Annotated in this window: 19 protein-coding genes and 1 tRNA gene; 9 read left to right on the top strand and 11 right to left on the bottom strand. The window is 62.5% G+C overall.

The window, feature by feature from the left end:
• Positions 1-7: 7 nt before the first annotated feature.
• Together hisG and ATE48_RS10675 are read right to left on the bottom strand one after the other, a co-directional pair.
• Positions 8-874: an ATP phosphoribosyltransferase gene (gene hisG / locus ATE48_RS10680; RefSeq protein ID WP_066771231.1), complete on the bottom strand. Its 867-nt coding sequence runs from the start codon at positions 872-874 to the stop codon at positions 8-10.
• A complete protein-coding gene (locus tag ATE48_RS10675) occupies positions 871-1152 on the bottom strand; it encodes a YerC/YecD family TrpR-related protein (protein WP_066771229.1) in 282 nt (93 codons plus the stop codon). The genes hisG and ATE48_RS10675 overlap by 4 nt, the downstream gene beginning before the upstream one ends.
• 163 nt (positions 1153-1315) lie before the next feature.
• Here ATE48_RS10675 and ATE48_RS10670 point away from each other — a divergent pair, with 163 nt between their 5' ends.
• On the top strand, positions 1316-2386 hold the full coding sequence (locus ATE48_RS10670; RefSeq protein WP_066771222.1) for a S41 family peptidase: 1071 nt from the start codon (positions 1316-1318) through the stop codon (positions 2384-2386).
• Between the two features lie 76 nt (positions 2387-2462).
• Here the strand turns inward: ATE48_RS10670 and ATE48_RS10665 are convergent.
• The 5 genes from ATE48_RS10665 to ATE48_RS10650 all read right to left on the bottom strand — a co-directional run bounded on the left by ATE48_RS10665 (position 2463) and on the right by ATE48_RS10650 (position 5167).
• Positions 2463-2537: transfer RNA gene (locus ATE48_RS10665), tRNA-Gly, on the bottom strand.
• A gap of 161 nt (positions 2538-2698) precedes the next feature.
• Complete coding sequence (locus ATE48_RS10660) at positions 2699-2974, bottom strand: hypothetical protein (RefSeq protein ID WP_066771218.1); 276 nt, start codon at positions 2972-2974, stop codon at positions 2699-2701.
• 112 nt (positions 2975-3086) lie between these two features.
• Positions 3087-3233: a hypothetical protein gene (locus ATE48_RS19775; RefSeq protein ID WP_156767724.1), complete on the bottom strand. Its 147-nt coding sequence runs from the start codon at positions 3231-3233 to the stop codon at positions 3087-3089.
• A gap of 4 nt (positions 3234-3237) precedes the next feature.
• Complete coding sequence (locus tag ATE48_RS10655) at positions 3238-4353, bottom strand: dipeptidase (RefSeq protein WP_083197298.1); 1116 nt, start codon at positions 4351-4353, stop codon at positions 3238-3240.
• A gap of 58 nt (positions 4354-4411) precedes the next feature.
• On the bottom strand, positions 4412-5167 hold the full coding sequence (locus ATE48_RS10650; protein WP_066771215.1) for a DUF6065 family protein: 756 nt from the start codon (positions 5165-5167) through the stop codon (positions 4412-4414).
• Between the two features lie 50 nt (positions 5168-5217).
• Here ATE48_RS10650 and ATE48_RS10645 point away from each other — a divergent pair, with 50 nt between their 5' ends.
• From ATE48_RS10645 to ATE48_RS10620, 6 genes are all read left to right on the top strand, one after another.
• Positions 5218-5760, top strand: a complete 543-nt coding sequence (locus ATE48_RS10645) for a prolyl-tRNA synthetase associated domain-containing protein (RefSeq protein ID WP_066774908.1) — start codon at positions 5218-5220, stop codon at positions 5758-5760.
• Between the two features lie 17 nt (positions 5761-5777).
• Complete coding sequence (locus ATE48_RS10640; protein ID WP_066771212.1) at positions 5778-6680, top strand: thioredoxin family protein; 903 nt, start codon at positions 5778-5780, stop codon at positions 6678-6680.
• A complete protein-coding gene (locus tag ATE48_RS10635) occupies positions 6677-7333 on the top strand; it encodes an LON peptidase substrate-binding domain-containing protein (protein ID WP_066771209.1) in 657 nt (218 codons plus the stop codon). Before ATE48_RS10640 ends, ATE48_RS10635 begins: the two co-directional genes overlap by 4 nt.
• A complete protein-coding gene (locus ATE48_RS10630; protein ID WP_083197297.1) occupies positions 7330-7512 on the top strand; it encodes a Trm112 family protein in 183 nt (60 codons plus the stop codon). The genes ATE48_RS10635 and ATE48_RS10630 overlap by 4 nt, the downstream gene beginning before the upstream one ends.
• A 63-nt stretch (positions 7513-7575) precedes the next feature.
• A complete protein-coding gene (locus ATE48_RS10625; protein ID WP_066771203.1) occupies positions 7576-7950 on the top strand; it encodes a gamma-butyrobetaine hydroxylase family protein in 375 nt (124 codons plus the stop codon).
• On the top strand, positions 7950-8180 hold the full coding sequence (locus ATE48_RS10620) for a hypothetical protein (RefSeq protein WP_066771200.1): 231 nt from the start codon (positions 7950-7952) through the stop codon (positions 8178-8180). Before ATE48_RS10625 ends, ATE48_RS10620 begins: the two co-directional genes overlap by 1 nt.
• Before the next feature lie 2 nt (positions 8181-8182).
• Here ATE48_RS10620 and ATE48_RS10615 read toward each other — a convergent pair whose 3' ends face one another.
• Positions 8183-8872 (bottom strand): response regulator transcription factor, encoded by a 690-nt coding sequence (locus tag ATE48_RS10615; RefSeq protein WP_066771197.1) that lies wholly within the window; start codon positions 8870-8872, stop codon positions 8183-8185.
• Positions 8862-9926, bottom strand: a complete 1065-nt coding sequence (locus ATE48_RS10610; RefSeq protein WP_066771187.1) for a sensor histidine kinase — start codon at positions 9924-9926, stop codon at positions 8862-8864. Before ATE48_RS10610 ends, ATE48_RS10615 begins: the two co-directional genes overlap by 11 nt.
• Before the next feature lie 76 nt (positions 9927-10002).
• Here ATE48_RS10610 and ATE48_RS10605 point away from each other — a divergent pair, with 76 nt between their 5' ends.
• Positions 10003-11919 carry a potassium transporter Kup gene (locus ATE48_RS10605; RefSeq protein ID WP_066774905.1) on the top strand — a complete coding sequence of 639 codons (1917 nt, stop codon included), beginning with the start codon at positions 10003-10005 and terminating at the stop codon, positions 11917-11919.
• Here ATE48_RS10605 and ATE48_RS10600 read toward each other — a convergent pair.
• A complete protein-coding gene (locus tag ATE48_RS10600; RefSeq protein WP_156767891.1) occupies positions 11916-12830 on the bottom strand; it encodes a M14 family metallopeptidase in 915 nt (304 codons plus the stop codon). The genes ATE48_RS10605 and ATE48_RS10600 overlap by 4 nt on opposite strands.
• Before the next feature lie 113 nt (positions 12831-12943).
• Between ATE48_RS10600 and ATE48_RS10595 the strand changes: the two genes are divergently transcribed.
• Positions 12944-13204: a hypothetical protein gene (locus tag ATE48_RS10595; RefSeq protein ID WP_066771179.1), complete on the top strand. Its 261-nt coding sequence runs from the start codon at positions 12944-12946 to the stop codon at positions 13202-13204.
• Between the two features lie 759 nt (positions 13205-13963).
• Here the strand turns inward: ATE48_RS10595 and ATE48_RS10585 are convergent.
• Positions 13964-15214 (bottom strand): UbiH/UbiF/VisC/COQ6 family ubiquinone biosynthesis hydroxylase, encoded by a 1251-nt coding sequence (locus ATE48_RS10585; protein ID WP_066774902.1) that lies wholly within the window; start codon positions 15212-15214, stop codon positions 13964-13966.
• Between the last annotated feature and the right edge of the window lie 105 nt (positions 15215-15319).

The following is a 15319-nucleotide window of genomic DNA, read 5'->3' as shown; positions in this document are numbered from 1 at the left end:
CTGCGGCTCACATCATCTTCTCGATCGGCAACACCAAGATCGCCGATGCGCCCGCGCCCCGCAGCTTCTCGAGCGTCTCCCAGAACACGGATTCCTGACACACGGCATGCACCGCGACCGCGTCGTCATTGCCGGCAAGCGGCGTCACCGTCGGCGCGCCGGCGCCCGGCAAGATCCGCGAAATCTCGGGCAGCGCCGAACGCGGCGCGTTCATCATCACATACTTCGAGCCCTGGCTCGCCGCCACGCCGCGAAAACGCTGCACGACACTCGCAGCGACATGCGCCAACGCCGCATTGATTTTGCTCGCGCCGCGAATGAGCACCGCTTCGCTATTCATCACCGTATCGACAGCAACCAGCCCATTCGCTTCCAATGTTGCGCCCGTCGAAACGAGATCGCAGATCACCTGCGCCAATTTCAAGCGTGGCGCCACTTCCACAGCCCCGCGCATCGTCACGATCTCGGCCTCGACACCGTTGCGTTCCAAGAACCGCGCCAATGTGCGCGGATACGTCGTCGCGATGCGCGCGCCTTGCAGAGATTGCACGCCGCGATAGGGCCACCCCGCCGGCGCCGCGATCTTCAGCGTGCAGCGGCCAAACCCGAGCGGCATCACTTCGGTAAGTTCGCCCGCGCCGCGTTCTTCCAGTACATTGCGCCCAACAATGCCGAAATCCGCAACGCCATCGTCAACGAACGTCGGGATGTCGTCATCGCGCACGCAAAGAAGATCGATCGGCGCATTCTCGATGCGATAGAGCAATTCATTAGCGCCACGCAGAATGCGAAAGCCGGCAGATTCCACCAGTTCAAGACTCTTCGTCCCCAGCCGGCCGCCCTTCTGCACCGCGATGCGCAGACGCTCGCTCATGGCCGCGCGCTCTGCAGACGATCGAGCACGCGCCGATAGCCCTTGTGGGGCATCTCCTTCAAAAACCGCGCGACACGGACGACCGTCGCCGTGCTCGACGGCGCCTCCTCAGCGATTTCGCGATACGAAAGCTCGCCGCGATCCAGCAATTGCGCCACCGCCCAGCGCTCGGACAGCGCCCGCAACTCGCTGGGCGTCAGCAAGTCGGTAAGGAACGCCTCGGCCGTTTTGCGGCCCTCCAGCGCCAGCAGCGCATCAATCAAATCATACTTAGCCATTGTGCTAGCATTTTAACACGTTAGCACAATGAGCACAAGCGGCAAGTGGTCACACGGCCCTTGGCCAACGCGCGGCGATGAGATTGGAGCCCTCCCCCAATCTCAGTGCATCCACCTGCCGCGCTGCCTGCATCTCTCTCCCAGGACGAAATTGGGGGGCTTCATGATTGGACGTTTTCCGGCGCGCCTTTGCGCGGCCGTCATCGCGCTGGCGCTGGCGCCAGCCGCAGCCTTTGCTCAAGCGCCCCCGCCAGATCCGGCATCCGTCACGATGAGCGCCTCAGAGAATAGCGCCGTCGTGCTTTCCCTGGCCGAGGTGTTGCGCGAGCGCTTCGCCTTCCGCGCACGCGGCGCCGCCGCTGCACGCCAGATTGTCGCCATGGAAAGACGCGGTGAGTTCCGCAACGCGCGCACGGCGGCGGAACTGCTTACGCTCATCGACACTCGTATCGCCCCCATCGTCAACGATCGCCATTTTCGTGTTCGCTACATGGGCCCTGAGATTATCGCCGGGTTCAGCGAAGCGCCGCCCTCGGCCGAAGAGATCGCGGGCTTTCACGAAGAGGTCCGTCTTCGCGGCGGCGAAATTCCGGACGTGCGCTGGCTCCCAGGCAATGTGGGCTATCTGCGCATCAATATGTTCCTCGATGCCGAGCCCAGCATCGATAAGCTCGCTGCCGCGATGGGCATGCTCGCCGATACCGGCGCCCTGATTATCGACGTTCGCGGCGCGCCAGGCGGCGAGCCGGCAGGAGTCGCCAACGTGATCGGTCATCTCGTGACCGAGCGCACGGCCACGGTGCGCACGGCAGATCGGTTCGACCCGTCTTTAAGCCGCACCTATTACGCTGAGCCAAGAAGCCCGGGTTTCACGGGTAAGCCGGTCTTCGTGCTGATCGACGGAGAGACAGGCTCAGGCGCTGAAGAATTCGCCTATGATCTGCAAGCCATGCGGCGCGCGACGCTTGTGGGTACGACAACATACGGCGCAGCAACGCCCGGCGGCTTTCGTCCGCTTGCGGAAGGCTTCGCCGCCTTCATCCCCATGCAGACCGTCAACAACACGATCACCAACGCCAATTGGGAAGGCGTCGGCGTCAGGCCGGATGTCGAAGTCCCTGCCGAAGAGGCCCTCGAGCGCGCGCATCGCCTAGCCCTCCAAGCCATCCTCCAGAATGCGCAAGGCATACGCCGCGCAATCGCCGAAGAAGGACTGGCCTCACTGGAGCGATAACGCGCGTCGGAAGGCACAGCTTTGCTGCGCTATCTGCCCAATGGGCAGCCCCAAGTGCGGCTAAGTGTGTTTAAATTGGAGCGGGCGATGAGATTCGAACTCACGACCCCAACCTTGGCAAGGTTGTGCTCTACCCCTGAGCTACGCCCGCATCCGTGGGTAACCCGGATCGCTCCGGGCTGAGGGGCGGTCATATCGCAGAGCCGCCCGGGCAAAGCAAGGGGCGGTTTAGAACTGTCTTTATGAACGCTGCAATAGGCCAGCGCCCAGGCGGGCTACCGCCGAGGCACGGCCTTCATTACCAGCGCCAGCTTACTTGCGGCGGCGGGCCAGGGCGGTGACCAGCACCCCTGCCAGCATGCCTGCGCCGGCAGCTGCGCCAATAGCGACGAATGGGCGGGCCCGGACTTCTTTGGCGGCCCGCTTGAAGCCACCATTCAAGCGCTCACCTACACCGTTCCACTTCTGCGTGAAGATGCTGCCGAGATCGTCGGTCAATTGCGTGAAATCCCTGCCCAACGTGTTCACGTCGTCGCGCAGATCGATCGCACCGTTACGGCGATGACGGGTTTCGTATGCGTGTGCCATTTACTTCCACTCCACCATGCAGCTTCGTGCTGCTCCGATGAGTGAAAAATAGCACGCGCCATTCTTGGCCAACGCGACCTGCGTCACACGCGCCCAGCGTTCTCCACAAGCGCTATTGCGCGGTTTCTTTCTTCTCGGTCGCTTTGCCGGCGGCGGCGCCAAGAAGCAGCCCGGCGAAAATACCGATCGCGACCTGATTGAAGACAATCCCGAGAAACAGGCAGAGCAGAAAAACCCCGCCAGCGGAGATCTTGTTCATCGCGTCACCAAATCTCGCCAAACGCACGGATGAAATTGCCGCCCAGAACTTTCTCAACGACACGCGGCGCAATTCCGCGATCGAGCAGCGCATCGGCAATCACCAGCGCGCGATCTGGACGGTTGAGCCCTTCCGTGAACGGCAAACGCCCATCTTCTTCCGGTGCAGCGACGCCAGCCGCGATGCGACGCTGCGTTTCAGCGTTCCAGCCTTCGCGCTCCTCAGCCGACATTTCCATCGTGTCGAAACTGGTGTCGCTGCCGATGCCGACATGATCTTCGCCGCACACGTTCAGCGCGTGCGTCATGTGCGCGATATAATCGTCGACATTCGGCTGACGCGGGCTTGGCGCGGTAAAGAAGAGATCGAAAATTCCAAACACTCCGCCCTTTTCGGCGACAGCGCGCATCACTTCATCGCTCTTATTGCGCGGATTGTTGTGCACGGCGGCGCACCCGGCATGCGTGATCAGCACCGGCTTCGTCGAAGCCTCGATCGCTGCACTGGTGGTTGCAGGGTTCGCGTGACTCAAATCCAAGGCCACGCCCTTCTCGTTCATGCGGGCAACGGCTTGGCGGCCAAGCTCGGTGAGCGTCGACTCCGGCGGCGACATCACGCCTGCGCCGAACGGGGAAGGCGTATTGTAGGAAAGTTGCATCACGCACACGCCGAGATTGCGGAAAAGATCGATGCGATCGACCTTATCCTCCAAACACGCCGCGCTCTCGAACGAGAAGATGATGCCGACTTGCCGCGCGCGCTTGGCGGCGGTGATATCGGCGGCTGTGCGGATCTGACGGAAATAGTCCGGGTGCGCTTCGATCAAACGCTGGTAGAACGCGATCTCGTCAAGCGTGTCCTCGAACGGCGCGTTGAAGCCGCCCATGCTGGTCTTGATCGCGGAAACACCGGCATTGCGCGCCAGATCGAGCGTCGCTTGCGGCAGCGGCAACTGGTCGGAGGTAATCGGCGGCCCAAGATTGGCGTCGACGATGATCGCGCGCCTGTGCACTGAACGCGCCCGCGAACTGATGGCGCCATCATAGGCCCAAGCCGCGCCGCCAAAGCTTCCCGCCGCCAGCAACGCACCCGCGCCCAGCGCAAACTCACGACGATCCATGCTGTCCTCCCCGATCGGTCCCACAAGGATGCCGCGGACGCCGCATCTAGATGCGCCGTTATTCCCCCGGCTCAGCCTTACGCGGCGGCTTCAGGCGGCGGCGATTGACGTGGCTATCCGGCGCCAGATGCCCCTCTGGCGTGCGGCCACGGAAATAATCGCGTTGCCAGCCGTTCTTCACCGCCTCGGAATCCTTGTCGGCGAGCTTGTCGAGGAAATTGGTGCGACTCGCGCCCCACGCCAGATACTGCCTCTTCAGCTCAGGATCGGAGTCGAGCGATTTCACGATCGGCTGAACTTCATCCATCTTCTCGTGCGGCAGAGGATACACAAAGCAGAACGGCTCGCCCTTTTGGAACGAGATCATGCCCGGCCGCGTGAAGCGCCAGTTCATCGTGAACGGAAACGGCAGCCAATAGGTCTCGATCACGCCCGCAAGCGGCTGGATGCCGTCCTTGATGTGATTGGGTGGCCCACCGGCCCACAAATCCCAGCCTTCTTCGGTGCGGAACAGCCAGCCGGTGTGAAACGTCAGCACGCCGCCAGAAAAGTGCGAAACCGCCCAGCGATCAAGTTGCGCGCGCGTGGTGTCACCGTCCGGATCGAGGCGAATGTCTTCGATGCGCGGCCCGCCCGTCCATGTCGCGGTGAAGCTAACCGGCGAGAGCAGCGCCCAGCCAGTTGTGTTGGCGACCACCAGCGGCAAGCAGCGGTAAGGGTGGCGATCCGAAAATCGATCCATCCATTCGCGATCCGGCGAGCCCGGCACCATCTCGGCTGGCTGCGGATCGACTTGATAACAAGTGAGTTTCATCCTCTCCCTCCTAGACGCTCGCCGCCGCTTGCGCCAAGGGGATGCACACGATGCCAGCGACCGAAGCCGACCTTTTCGCCCGTTTTGATGCGCTCGGCATCAAGCACGTGACGCACCGGCACCGGCCAGTGTTCACGGTCGAAGAAGGCCGCGATCTCAAAGCCTCGATGCCGGGCGGGCACACCAAAAACCTGTTCGTGAAGGACAAGAAGGGCGCGATCTTCCTGATCTGCGCCATCTCCGACACCGCCATCGATCTCAACGCCACCTCGAAATTGCTGGCCTCCGGCCGGTTTTCGTTTGGCTCACCCGAGCGGCTGAAGGAGCATCTGGGCGTCGAGCCAGGATCTGTGACGCTGTTCGCCGTCATCAATGACCCAAACCAAACCGTCACTTTGGTGCTCGATGAGGCGCTGTTCGAACGCGATCCGGTGAACTTCCATCCGCTGAAGAACGACGCGACCACCGCGATCAGCCCGGCTGACATGCTGAAATTCGTGCGTTCCCTCGGCCGCGAACCGATCCGGCTCACTTTCGATGCCGCAGGCACACCCACAAGAATTGAACCGGACACCACTCCGGCCCATGTTTAGACCCAACGAGGGAATGCATGACTTTTATCGACGGCGCAGCGCCGCTTGAAACCGACATCGTTAAAGACGGCACCGACCAAGGCTTCATGGCCGAAGTGGTCGAGCAATCGCGCTCAACGCCGGTCATCGTGGATTTCTGGGCGCCGTGGTGCGGCCCCTGCAAGACGCTTGGCCCGCCGTTGGAGCGCGCCGTGCGCAGCGCCGGCGGCAAAGTGCGCCTGGTGAAGATCAATATCGACGAGAACCCCGGCGTCGCCGGCCAACTCGGCGTGCGTTCGATCCCGGCAGTTTACGCCTTCGATCAAGGCCGCCCCATTGATGGCTTCATGGGCGCGATCCCGGAAAGCCAGATCAAACTCTTCGTCGATCGCCTCGCCGGCGCCGACATGACCGCCGAGATCGAACCACTGCTCGCGCAAGCGGCCGAGTCAATTCAGCTCGGCGACATTGGCGGCGCGGCGCAAGCTTTCACCGTCGTGCTTCAACTCGACCCCACCAACACCAAAGCCATCGCCGGCATGGCGCGCATCGCGCTCAGCGCCGGGGATATCGAGAACGCGCAAGAAATTCTCGCCATGGCGCCGCCGGAGAAGATCAACGATCCGGATATCGCCGGGGTCCGCGCCGCCATCGAGCTCGCGGGCAACGCCGCCAATGTCGGCGACAACGACGAGCTCGGCGCCAAGGTCACCGCCAATCCGAACGATCTCGAAGCACGCTTCGAATACGCCGAAGCGCTCTCCGCGCGCGGTGATCTTGAAGCCGCGAGCGATCAATTGCTCACCATCATCGAAAAGAACCGCGATTGGAACGAGGGCGCCGCACGCAGCCAGCTGCTGAAGATCTTCGAGGCCGCAGGCCCGATGTCCGACGTCACCAAGCAGGGGCGCCGCAAGCTGTCGGCGATTCTGTTCTCGTGAGCGCCTTCGGTTATCGTAAGCCCGCGGACTTGCCGCAGACTATTCCGCTCTTCCCTCTCGTCGGCGCCATTCTGATGCCGCGCGGCGTACTGGCGCTCAACGTGTTCGAACCGCGTTACCTCAACATGGTCGACGACGCGCTCGCCGGTGATCGTCTCATCGGCATGATCCAGCCCGCCACGGGCGAGGAAGATAATCCCGTCCCCGATCTCTCGGATGTCGGCACCGTCGGACGCATCACAGCCTTCTCCGAAACCGAAGATGGCCGCTATCTCATCACGCTCACCGGTATTTGCCGGTTCGATCTCAACCAAGAACTCGAGCCCGGCACGCCCTATCGCCAAGCGCTGGTTTCTTACGACGCGTTCGAAGACGATTTCACACAAGCCCGCGGCGAACGCATCGACCGCGACGGCCTGATCAAATCGCTGAAAAGTTATGCTTCGCTGCACGGCTTCGTCGTGGACTGGGACTCAGTCGAACAGGCGCCGACGGAAACGATCGTCAATGTCGCCGCGCAGATCTGCCCGTTCGATCCCGCCGCCAAGCAAGCCATGCTCGAAGCGGTTACGCTCGAGGATCGCACCAATGCCCTACTGGCGCTGCTCGAATGGGACCGCGCCGCCGGCGACGATCCGCGTCCAATTCAATGACCGACGTCGATCCCAAACTTCTCGAAGTGCTGATCTGCCCCGCATCGCGCACACTGCTGCGTTACGATCGCGAGCGCCAAGAACTGATCAGCGAAAGCGCGCGCCTTGCTTATCCGGTTCGTGACGGCGTCCCGATCATGCTGATCGATGAAGCCCGCGAACTCGGGGCCGATGAATAGCGGCGCCCAAGCGCACGGCGGACGCCGCGTGCGTCCGGAAGACGTGTGGTGTAAAGAATCAACATGACTGCAGAAGCAATCTCCCGCCCCTGGCCCACCGATCTCGTTTTCGATCGCGAGACCAAGGCGCTCACCATCGCCTTTGACGACGGCGAGTTGTTCGAGGTGCCGTTCGAACTCTTGCGCGTCGAAAGCCCGAGCGCCGAAAACAAGGGCCACGGCGGCAATGTCCCGCCGCCCGTCACTGGCAAGGCCAACGTCAATGTCGTGCGCGCTGAAGCCGTCGGCCGCTATGCCGTGCGCATTGTTTTCGACGACGGCCACGACAGCGGCCTCTATTCGTGGGACCTGCTCTACGATCTCGGCCGCGACAAGGACGAGAAGCTGCGCATCTATCGCGACACGCTCCGCCTGCGCGCGCTGCGGGACGAAGCCTAGTGTCCACGCAACTCGAAGAACGTCCGATCACACGGCCCGCGCAACGGTGGCGCAACTTCTACTGGCTTGAGCGCCAGTTGGAGATCGGCGGCGAAATGCGCGGACCCGGCCGCACGCCTTCGAAATTCGTCTGGCCGACAAAAGACATCGCCGAAACCATGGCCGCCAAACGCCGCGACGAATGGGAAAAGATCGGCGTCAAATATCTAGGCGCCGAAGCCGAAACGTAAGCTCACACTGGCGGCGCCGCGATCAGCCTGTAGCCGACGCCAGGATCGGACACCAGCAAGGGCGCGTCTGCCAAGCCAAGCTTCGTCCGCAACTGCCCGACATAGACGCGCAAATACTGAATGTCCGTGCGCTCCGAACCCCATACCGCTTTCAGCAAGTCCTGATGGCGCACCACCTTGCCGAGTTGCGCCGCAAGCAGCGCCAGAATCTCGAACTCTTTCGGCGATAGCTCAATCTCACGGCCCTCGCGCCGCACCACGCGCGCCGCTAAGTCGATCTCCAGCGGCCCAGTGCGAACGCTCGGCGCACTTCCACCCGCCTGCACCGCATGACGCAGCGCCGCGCGCAGCCGCGCCAGCAATTCATCGAGCCCAAACGGCTTGGTCACATAGTCATCGGCGCCGGCGTCGAGCGCGCGCACCTTCAGCGCCTCGGCATCGCGCGCCGTCAGCACCACGATAGGTGTCAACGCTTCGGCGCGCACGGTGCCGATAAAGTCCAACCCATCACCGTCCGGCAAACCCAAATCGAGCAAAATGGCTTGCGGTCTGTGATGCGACCGCATCCGCCGCGCCTCCGCCAGCGAGCCCGCGCCGATTGGCGCATACCCCGCCGTCTTCAACGTCATCACCAACGAGCGCTGCAACGACGCATCGTCTTCAACCACCAGGATTATCGTTTCAGTCACCATAACGCGTCGCTTTGGTCCAACACGGCAAACTCAAAGTGAATTGCGCGCCGCCGCCTTCGCAATTGGCGGCCTTTAGCCCGCCCCCTTGCGACTCCATAAACGTGCGTGCGAGCGCCAGCCCAAGCCCCAAACCCGGCGCGCGCCCATCCGCATCGACACCGCGCACGAACTTCTCGAACAAGCGCTCCGGATCTTCGCCAAGCCCTGGCCCGCGATCGCGCACATCGATCAGCACGTTATGATCCTCACAGCGCACCGACACGCTGATTGGAAAACCTCCGCCATACTTCCCCGCGTTCGAAAGCACATTCGCAAGCGCTCGCGTCGCCAGCGCCGGGTCGGCTGACACCAGCGGCAAATCCGCGGGCGCTTCCACCGCAATCTCAATCTCAGCAATTTCAGCGCCGGCATCCAGCATCGCCGACGCCACAATCTCGCTCACGCTCACAGGCTCGAGCTGCACAGGCGTTCGTCCAGCCTCAATGCGCGACGCCGAGAGCAACCTCTCCACCAATCCCGCCAACCGCCGCGTTTCGCTCTCGGCCAAATCGAACAATTCATTGCGCGACGCCTGATCGTGATCAGCGGCAAATCTCTGCAAGCTTTGCAGCGTGAAGAGAATTGTCGCCAAGGGCGTGCGCAAATCGTGCGACACGCCGGCAAGCAACTCCGATTTAAACCGCTCACGCGCCGCCTCAACGCGGGCCGCCTCTGCGGTGCGCGCGCGCTGCGCGATCAAACTCACCAGTACGCCCACTGCGGCCAAAAGTAAAAGCGCCCACAAATCTTGCGGCCGCGCTACCGCCATCGTGAAGCGAGGCTCCACGAACAAGAAATTCAGCGCCGCCACACTCAACACCGACGCGCCCAGCGAAGCCGCCAAGCCATAGCGCATGGCCGCGAGCACAATCGGAACCACGAAAAACAGCGACAGACTCTGCGGATCGAGCCAACGCTCGCCCACATACGCAACCAAGGCCGCAACGCCGACCATAGAGGCGGTCGCTGCGATGATCGGAAGCCGCGCAGGCCAAGAAGCAGAACGCTCGTTCACCCGCCGAATCTGGCCCTACAAGCGGCGCCGCGCAACCACATGGAATCTTTATGCGCTTCGGCGTCACAGCCGGGCGATGAGCACTCTCACCCACGCCCCCACCGCGGCCGCCAACCTTCCCGACGCATCAAAGCGCGGCTTCTGGGGCCTCACCCTCGCCGCCATCGGCGTCGTCTACGGCGATATCGGCACCTCGCCGCTTTACGCCTTCCGCGAGTCCATCGGCCATGTCGTGCGCGAAAACGGCGCCGCGACCAACGGTGAGATCATCGGCGTCATTTCACTGATGCTTTGGGCGCTCATCGCTATCGTCACCATCAAGTACGCGACCATCCTGCTCCGCCTCGACAATCGTGGCGAGGGCGGCACGCTCTCCTTGATGGCGCTCGTCCAGCGGGCACTCGGCAAGCGCACGCCATTAGTGCTTATCGTCGGCCTCGCCGGCGCCGGCCTCTTTTACGGCGACGCGATGCTGACGCCGGCGATCTCGGTGCTCTCCGCCATCGAGGGTCTGGCCGTGCTGCCAGGGCTCACCGGCCGCGTCGAACCGTTCGTGATGCCGATCACGCTCGGCATTCTCATCGCGCTCTTCTTGGTGCAACGGCGCGGCTCAGGCGTTGTCGGCGCCTGGTTCGGCCCGATTTGCATTCTTTGGTTTGCAGTGCTCGGCGGTCTGGGTCTGCTGCATCTCAGCCAGGATCTCAGCATCCTCGCCGCCATCAACCCGCTCTACGCGATCAACTTCCTCAGCTCGCACACAGGCCTTGGCTTCATCGTGCTGGGCTCAGTGTTTCTCACCGTCACCGGGGCCGAAGCGCTTTACGCCGACATGGGCCATTTCGGCCGCAAGCCAATCTCTGTCGCCTGGGCGTGGCTTGTCTTTCCCGCACTCGCGCTCAACTATCTCGGCCAAGGCGCCATGGTGATCGCGGACCGCAGCACCATCGGCAATCCCTTCTTCCTGATGGCGCCGGAAGCCTGGCGCCCCGCTCTTGTGCTCATCGCCACCGCCGCAACCATCATCGCCAGCCAAGCCGTGATCTCCGGCGCCTATTCATTGACCCAGCAGGCCATCCAGCTCGGCCTCTTGCCACGCATGCGCATCCTGCAGACCTCAGAGCGCCACTTCGGCCAAATCTACATGCCGCAAGTAAACTACCTGCTGATGCTCGGCGTCTTGTTCATGACCTTCTCATTCGGTTCTTCAAGCGCGCTCGGCGCCGCCTACGGCGTCTCTGTCATCGGCACGATGATGACCTCATCCGTGCTCGCTATTCTCGCCATCTGGAAAGTCTCGAAGCGGCCGCTTTGGTTCGCGGTGCTGCTGATGTCGCCGTTCATCGTCATTGAGCTCATCTTTGCCGGATCGAACCTGCTCAAAGTCTTCCACGGCGGTATCGTGCCCTTGATCATCGCCGCCGGATTCATCCTCATTATGTGGACCTGGGTGCGCGGTTCGGCCTTGCTGCACGAGCAAACACGCCGCGATGTAAGCCTTCAGCAAATACTGGCGACGCTCGAAATCTCGCCGCCGAAGCGCGTGCGCGGGACGGCCATCTTCCTCACCGCCGATCCGCAAGCTGCGCCGACCGCGCTCCTGCACAATCTGAAGCACAACCAGGTACTACACGAGCAGATCATCCTGCTCTCGATCCGCACTGCACCGACGCCGCGCATCGCCGATAGCGAGCGCATCACCGTCGAGACCATCCGCCCCGACATCCAGATCGTGACCTTGAGCTTCGGCTTCATGGAAACGCCGAACGTCATTCGCGGACTTACCCTCGCCCGCGAGCGCGGCCTCGCCTTCGACATTATGACCACGTCGTTCTTCCTCAGCCGCCGTGCTCTAGTGCCGACGGACAAGAGCGGCATGCCACGCTGGCAAGACCTCCTCTTCATCTTCCTCGCCCGCAACTCCTCGAGCGCCACCGAGTTTTTTCACATCCCGACAAGCCGCGTCGTAGAATTAGGCGCGCAGGTCGCAATTTAGGCCTCTAACGCAAAGTCGAGCGCGGCGCGGACGGACGTTACTTGCGCGCGGATGCAGATCTCGGGCGTAGCGCGCGGACTGTCAGGATAGACTTCGGTCGTCGTCTTGAAGCGCGCATTGGTGATCGAAGGACAGAGCGAAAGTTCGGCCAGCGGATATTCGATGACGCCGTGCGCGATCACGGTTGAGCCAATGATCTCACCTTTCGCATCGGCCGGCGCGATGTGCGTCACCTGCTCGACGGCTGCGACGATGGCCTTTTGGAATTCAAGCTGCCGATCAGCCGTATCCGCGACGACATAAAATCCATCCGGAATCTCGCCGGGCTCAAAAGCGTTGCCGTCGCGCGCGCTCAAAGCCGGGCGAAATTCAGTTTCATCGGAATCCGTTGTTTCGTGCAGATCGATGTGCAGCAGGTAGTCGCCGGCGAAGGAGCGCACCAGCTCAATCAACGCCGTCGCTTCGCGCGGGCCATCGGAGCGAAAATTGCGGTTCGGATCTATCGCGTCATAGTTCCAACGATTGATGCGCTCGTACGCCCAGGGACTGACACACGGCGCCGCCAACAAATTGACGCGATCACTGAACTCGCCCGCAACCTCGTCGAGAAACGCAAGCGCGCCAAAGACGCCGCTGGTTTCATAACCGTGGACCCCGCCCGTCACCAACACGTTCGGCAGCGCCGGACGAACCACCCGGCTGCGCAATGCGTAGAGTGTGTAAGCCTCATCGGCGTAAGTGATCTCGCCATAGGCGATCCGCTCAAACCGATCGCTGAGCGCCTCGATCCGCGAAACCACATCAGCTTGATAGCTGCGCCGGTTCTTTTGCGTGGCGCGCCATTGCGCGCGTTCCCGCTCGCCCCAGGCACGCCCGGCCACGCCAATCGGAAACGCACTCGCCATCACCACTCCTTCGTCCACACTCAGCGCCTCTACAACAACAAACGCTCGTGCCTACCCGCACCAACGATACCAGCCTCACAGCATTGAGTTTGCAGCGCGCCTGACGCAGACGTTCGCCCATGCGCATCATCATCGCCCAGCTCTGCCTCGCGCTCGGTCTCAGCACCGCCGCCGCTGCAGCGCCCTTGCCGGAATTTCCAATGCTGCAGGAGCGTTATTATCCGCAAGATGACGCGGGCATCCGGGCGCGCATGGATGCGGGCGAAGGCTACGCCACCTTGCGGATCGCGCTCCAAACCCAATGCGCTGCGAATGATGACCCCGCTGGGCGCGCGCGGAGGACTACACGATCGGCACAAGCAATTGCGGCGCCGCCGTGACGAGGGGCCTGAGATCGTGCGCCGCATCGCCGCGATCAACTATCCGGCGCGCGGCCCAGAATGGCCACTCAGAGTTTGTTCAATCCGCTTGAGATCGAACGGCAATAGTGGGCCAAACCGGCGACTGAAAGCGTGCCACGCGCCCCTTGTGACCACCGTCACAGCGATAAGGTCAACGCACAGCTACCTTCTCCTCATCGAAGATGAGGCCATCGGGTCTCACCAAGAGGAGCAAGAGCAATGACAAAGTTTTATTCCCTGATGTTGGCGGCGGCTTTGTTAGCCCCGATGGCCTGGGCCACGATGCACCAAGCCGCGATGATGGTCGCCTAAGCGATCGCCGCCGCACTCATCCTTAAACAAATTCGAATTTGAAAGCTCATCCAATGACCAAATTTTTCGCCCTCATCGCTGCCTGCGCCGTGTTTGCTCCGGTCGCCCTCAGCGTGATGACCCAAGCCGCGCAGATCGTCGCTTAAGCTCCCAAAAGCAGCACGATCCTTCTGGCCCCAGATAGCGCGGCCTTGGACGACAGAAGAGCGCGAAGGATTGCTCCCCCTTCGCGCTCTTCGCATGTCTGAAACGCGGAACATCAGGTTCCCCCGGAACGCAGTCTCATGGGCAAAGTTGTTCGAGCTTCGCGACCGAGCAGAACCCCATGAGCGAGATTTTCACACCGCTACTCGCACTCGCGCCCTACCTCGGGCTTGCGGCGTTACTGGCGCTGATCCCTGCCGACACGGTACCGACGAGCGAAAACTAAGCCGCCAAGCTTTCGCCGCGCAGCAGCTTCGGCAAATCGCCGGCGCCGCCGCCGGCGTATTTCATGAAGAAACGCCGGGCCGGGCCGACGGCGTTGACAGCCGCGAGCCCCAATGTGCGCGCCGCGCGAAGCGGCTTGATGTCGTTCGAGAACAGCTTGTCGAAAAACTCCATGCCGAGCGCCATCGTCACGTTATCGAAGCGCCGCCAGCGCTGATAACGCTCGAGGATCGAGACATCACCAGGGTCCAAGCCCAGAGAAACGCCATCGGCGATGCATTCGGCGAGCGCCGCGCAATCCTTCAAGCCAAGGTTCAAGCCTTGCCCGGCGAGCGGATGAATGCCGTGCGCGCTATCGCCGGCGAGCACAACGCGCTGATCGATCATGCGCTCGGCCAATTGCAGCGACAGCGGATAGCCAAAGCGCGGCCCTTCCAGCGAAAGTTCGCCCAGGAAATCGCCGAAGCGCTTGCGCAACTCGGCGATGAAATCAGCTTCGTTCATTTTCAGCAGCGCTTCCGCCGCCGCGCGCGGTTCGGCCCACACGATGTTCGAACGCTCGCCTTTCAGCGGCAGAATCGCGAACGGTCCGTTCGGCAGGAAGAATTCATGCGCCACCGCGCCATGCGAACGTTCGTGCTTGATCGTCGTGACGATCGCCGTCACCGGATAATCCCAACCGATCGTGCGGATACCAACAGCGCCGCGGACGAACGAACGGCGCCCATCGGTGCCGACCAGCAGCGGCGCGCGCAGCTTGCGGCCATCGGCCAGCGTCACGCTTGCGCCCGCCGGATCGCGTTCAATCGCGCTCACCGACATCGGCTGGATCATATTGATGCTCGGCCGCGCCTTCACGGCGCTATCCAGAGCCAGCCGCACGTGCCGCGCCTCCAGCATCAGTCCAAGCGGCTCATCGGTGTCGCGCATCTCGGCGCGATCGAAATGGAGATGCAGCAAGGACGGCCCGCGCCCGAGCTTGCCGTCCGTGACCATGATCTGTTCGATCGGCTGCGCTACTTCATCAAGTTGCGCGCCGAGCCCGAGCGTCCGCCACATCCGGTACGAGGCAAACGCGATCGCGAAAGCGCGACCGTCAAACGCCGGCGCCAGCGTTTCCGCCGGCTTCGAAGCGTCGATCACCGCAACGGATAAACCCGCCTGATCCAGCGCCAGGGCCAAAGTCTGCCCCACCAGACCGCCGCCGCTCAGAATCACATCGGCGTCGAAACCGCGACCATTGCTCATACCTAACGATAGCGCCGCGCCCGCCACAGCGTCGATGCGGCGCTGACGCGCAAGCTTGAGGCAGGGCGCCACTTTTTTGAGCGAAGCTGCTGCACTGCACAAAGA

Source organism: Candidatus Viadribacter manganicus (genome assembly GCF_001679665.1).
GTDB classification, from domain to species: domain Bacteria; phylum Pseudomonadota; class Alphaproteobacteria; order Caulobacterales; family Aquidulcibacteraceae; genus Vitreimonas; species Vitreimonas manganica.
The sequence above is the reverse complement of the archived record's forward strand: the minus strand, read 5'-3'. Positions and strand labels throughout refer to the sequence as shown.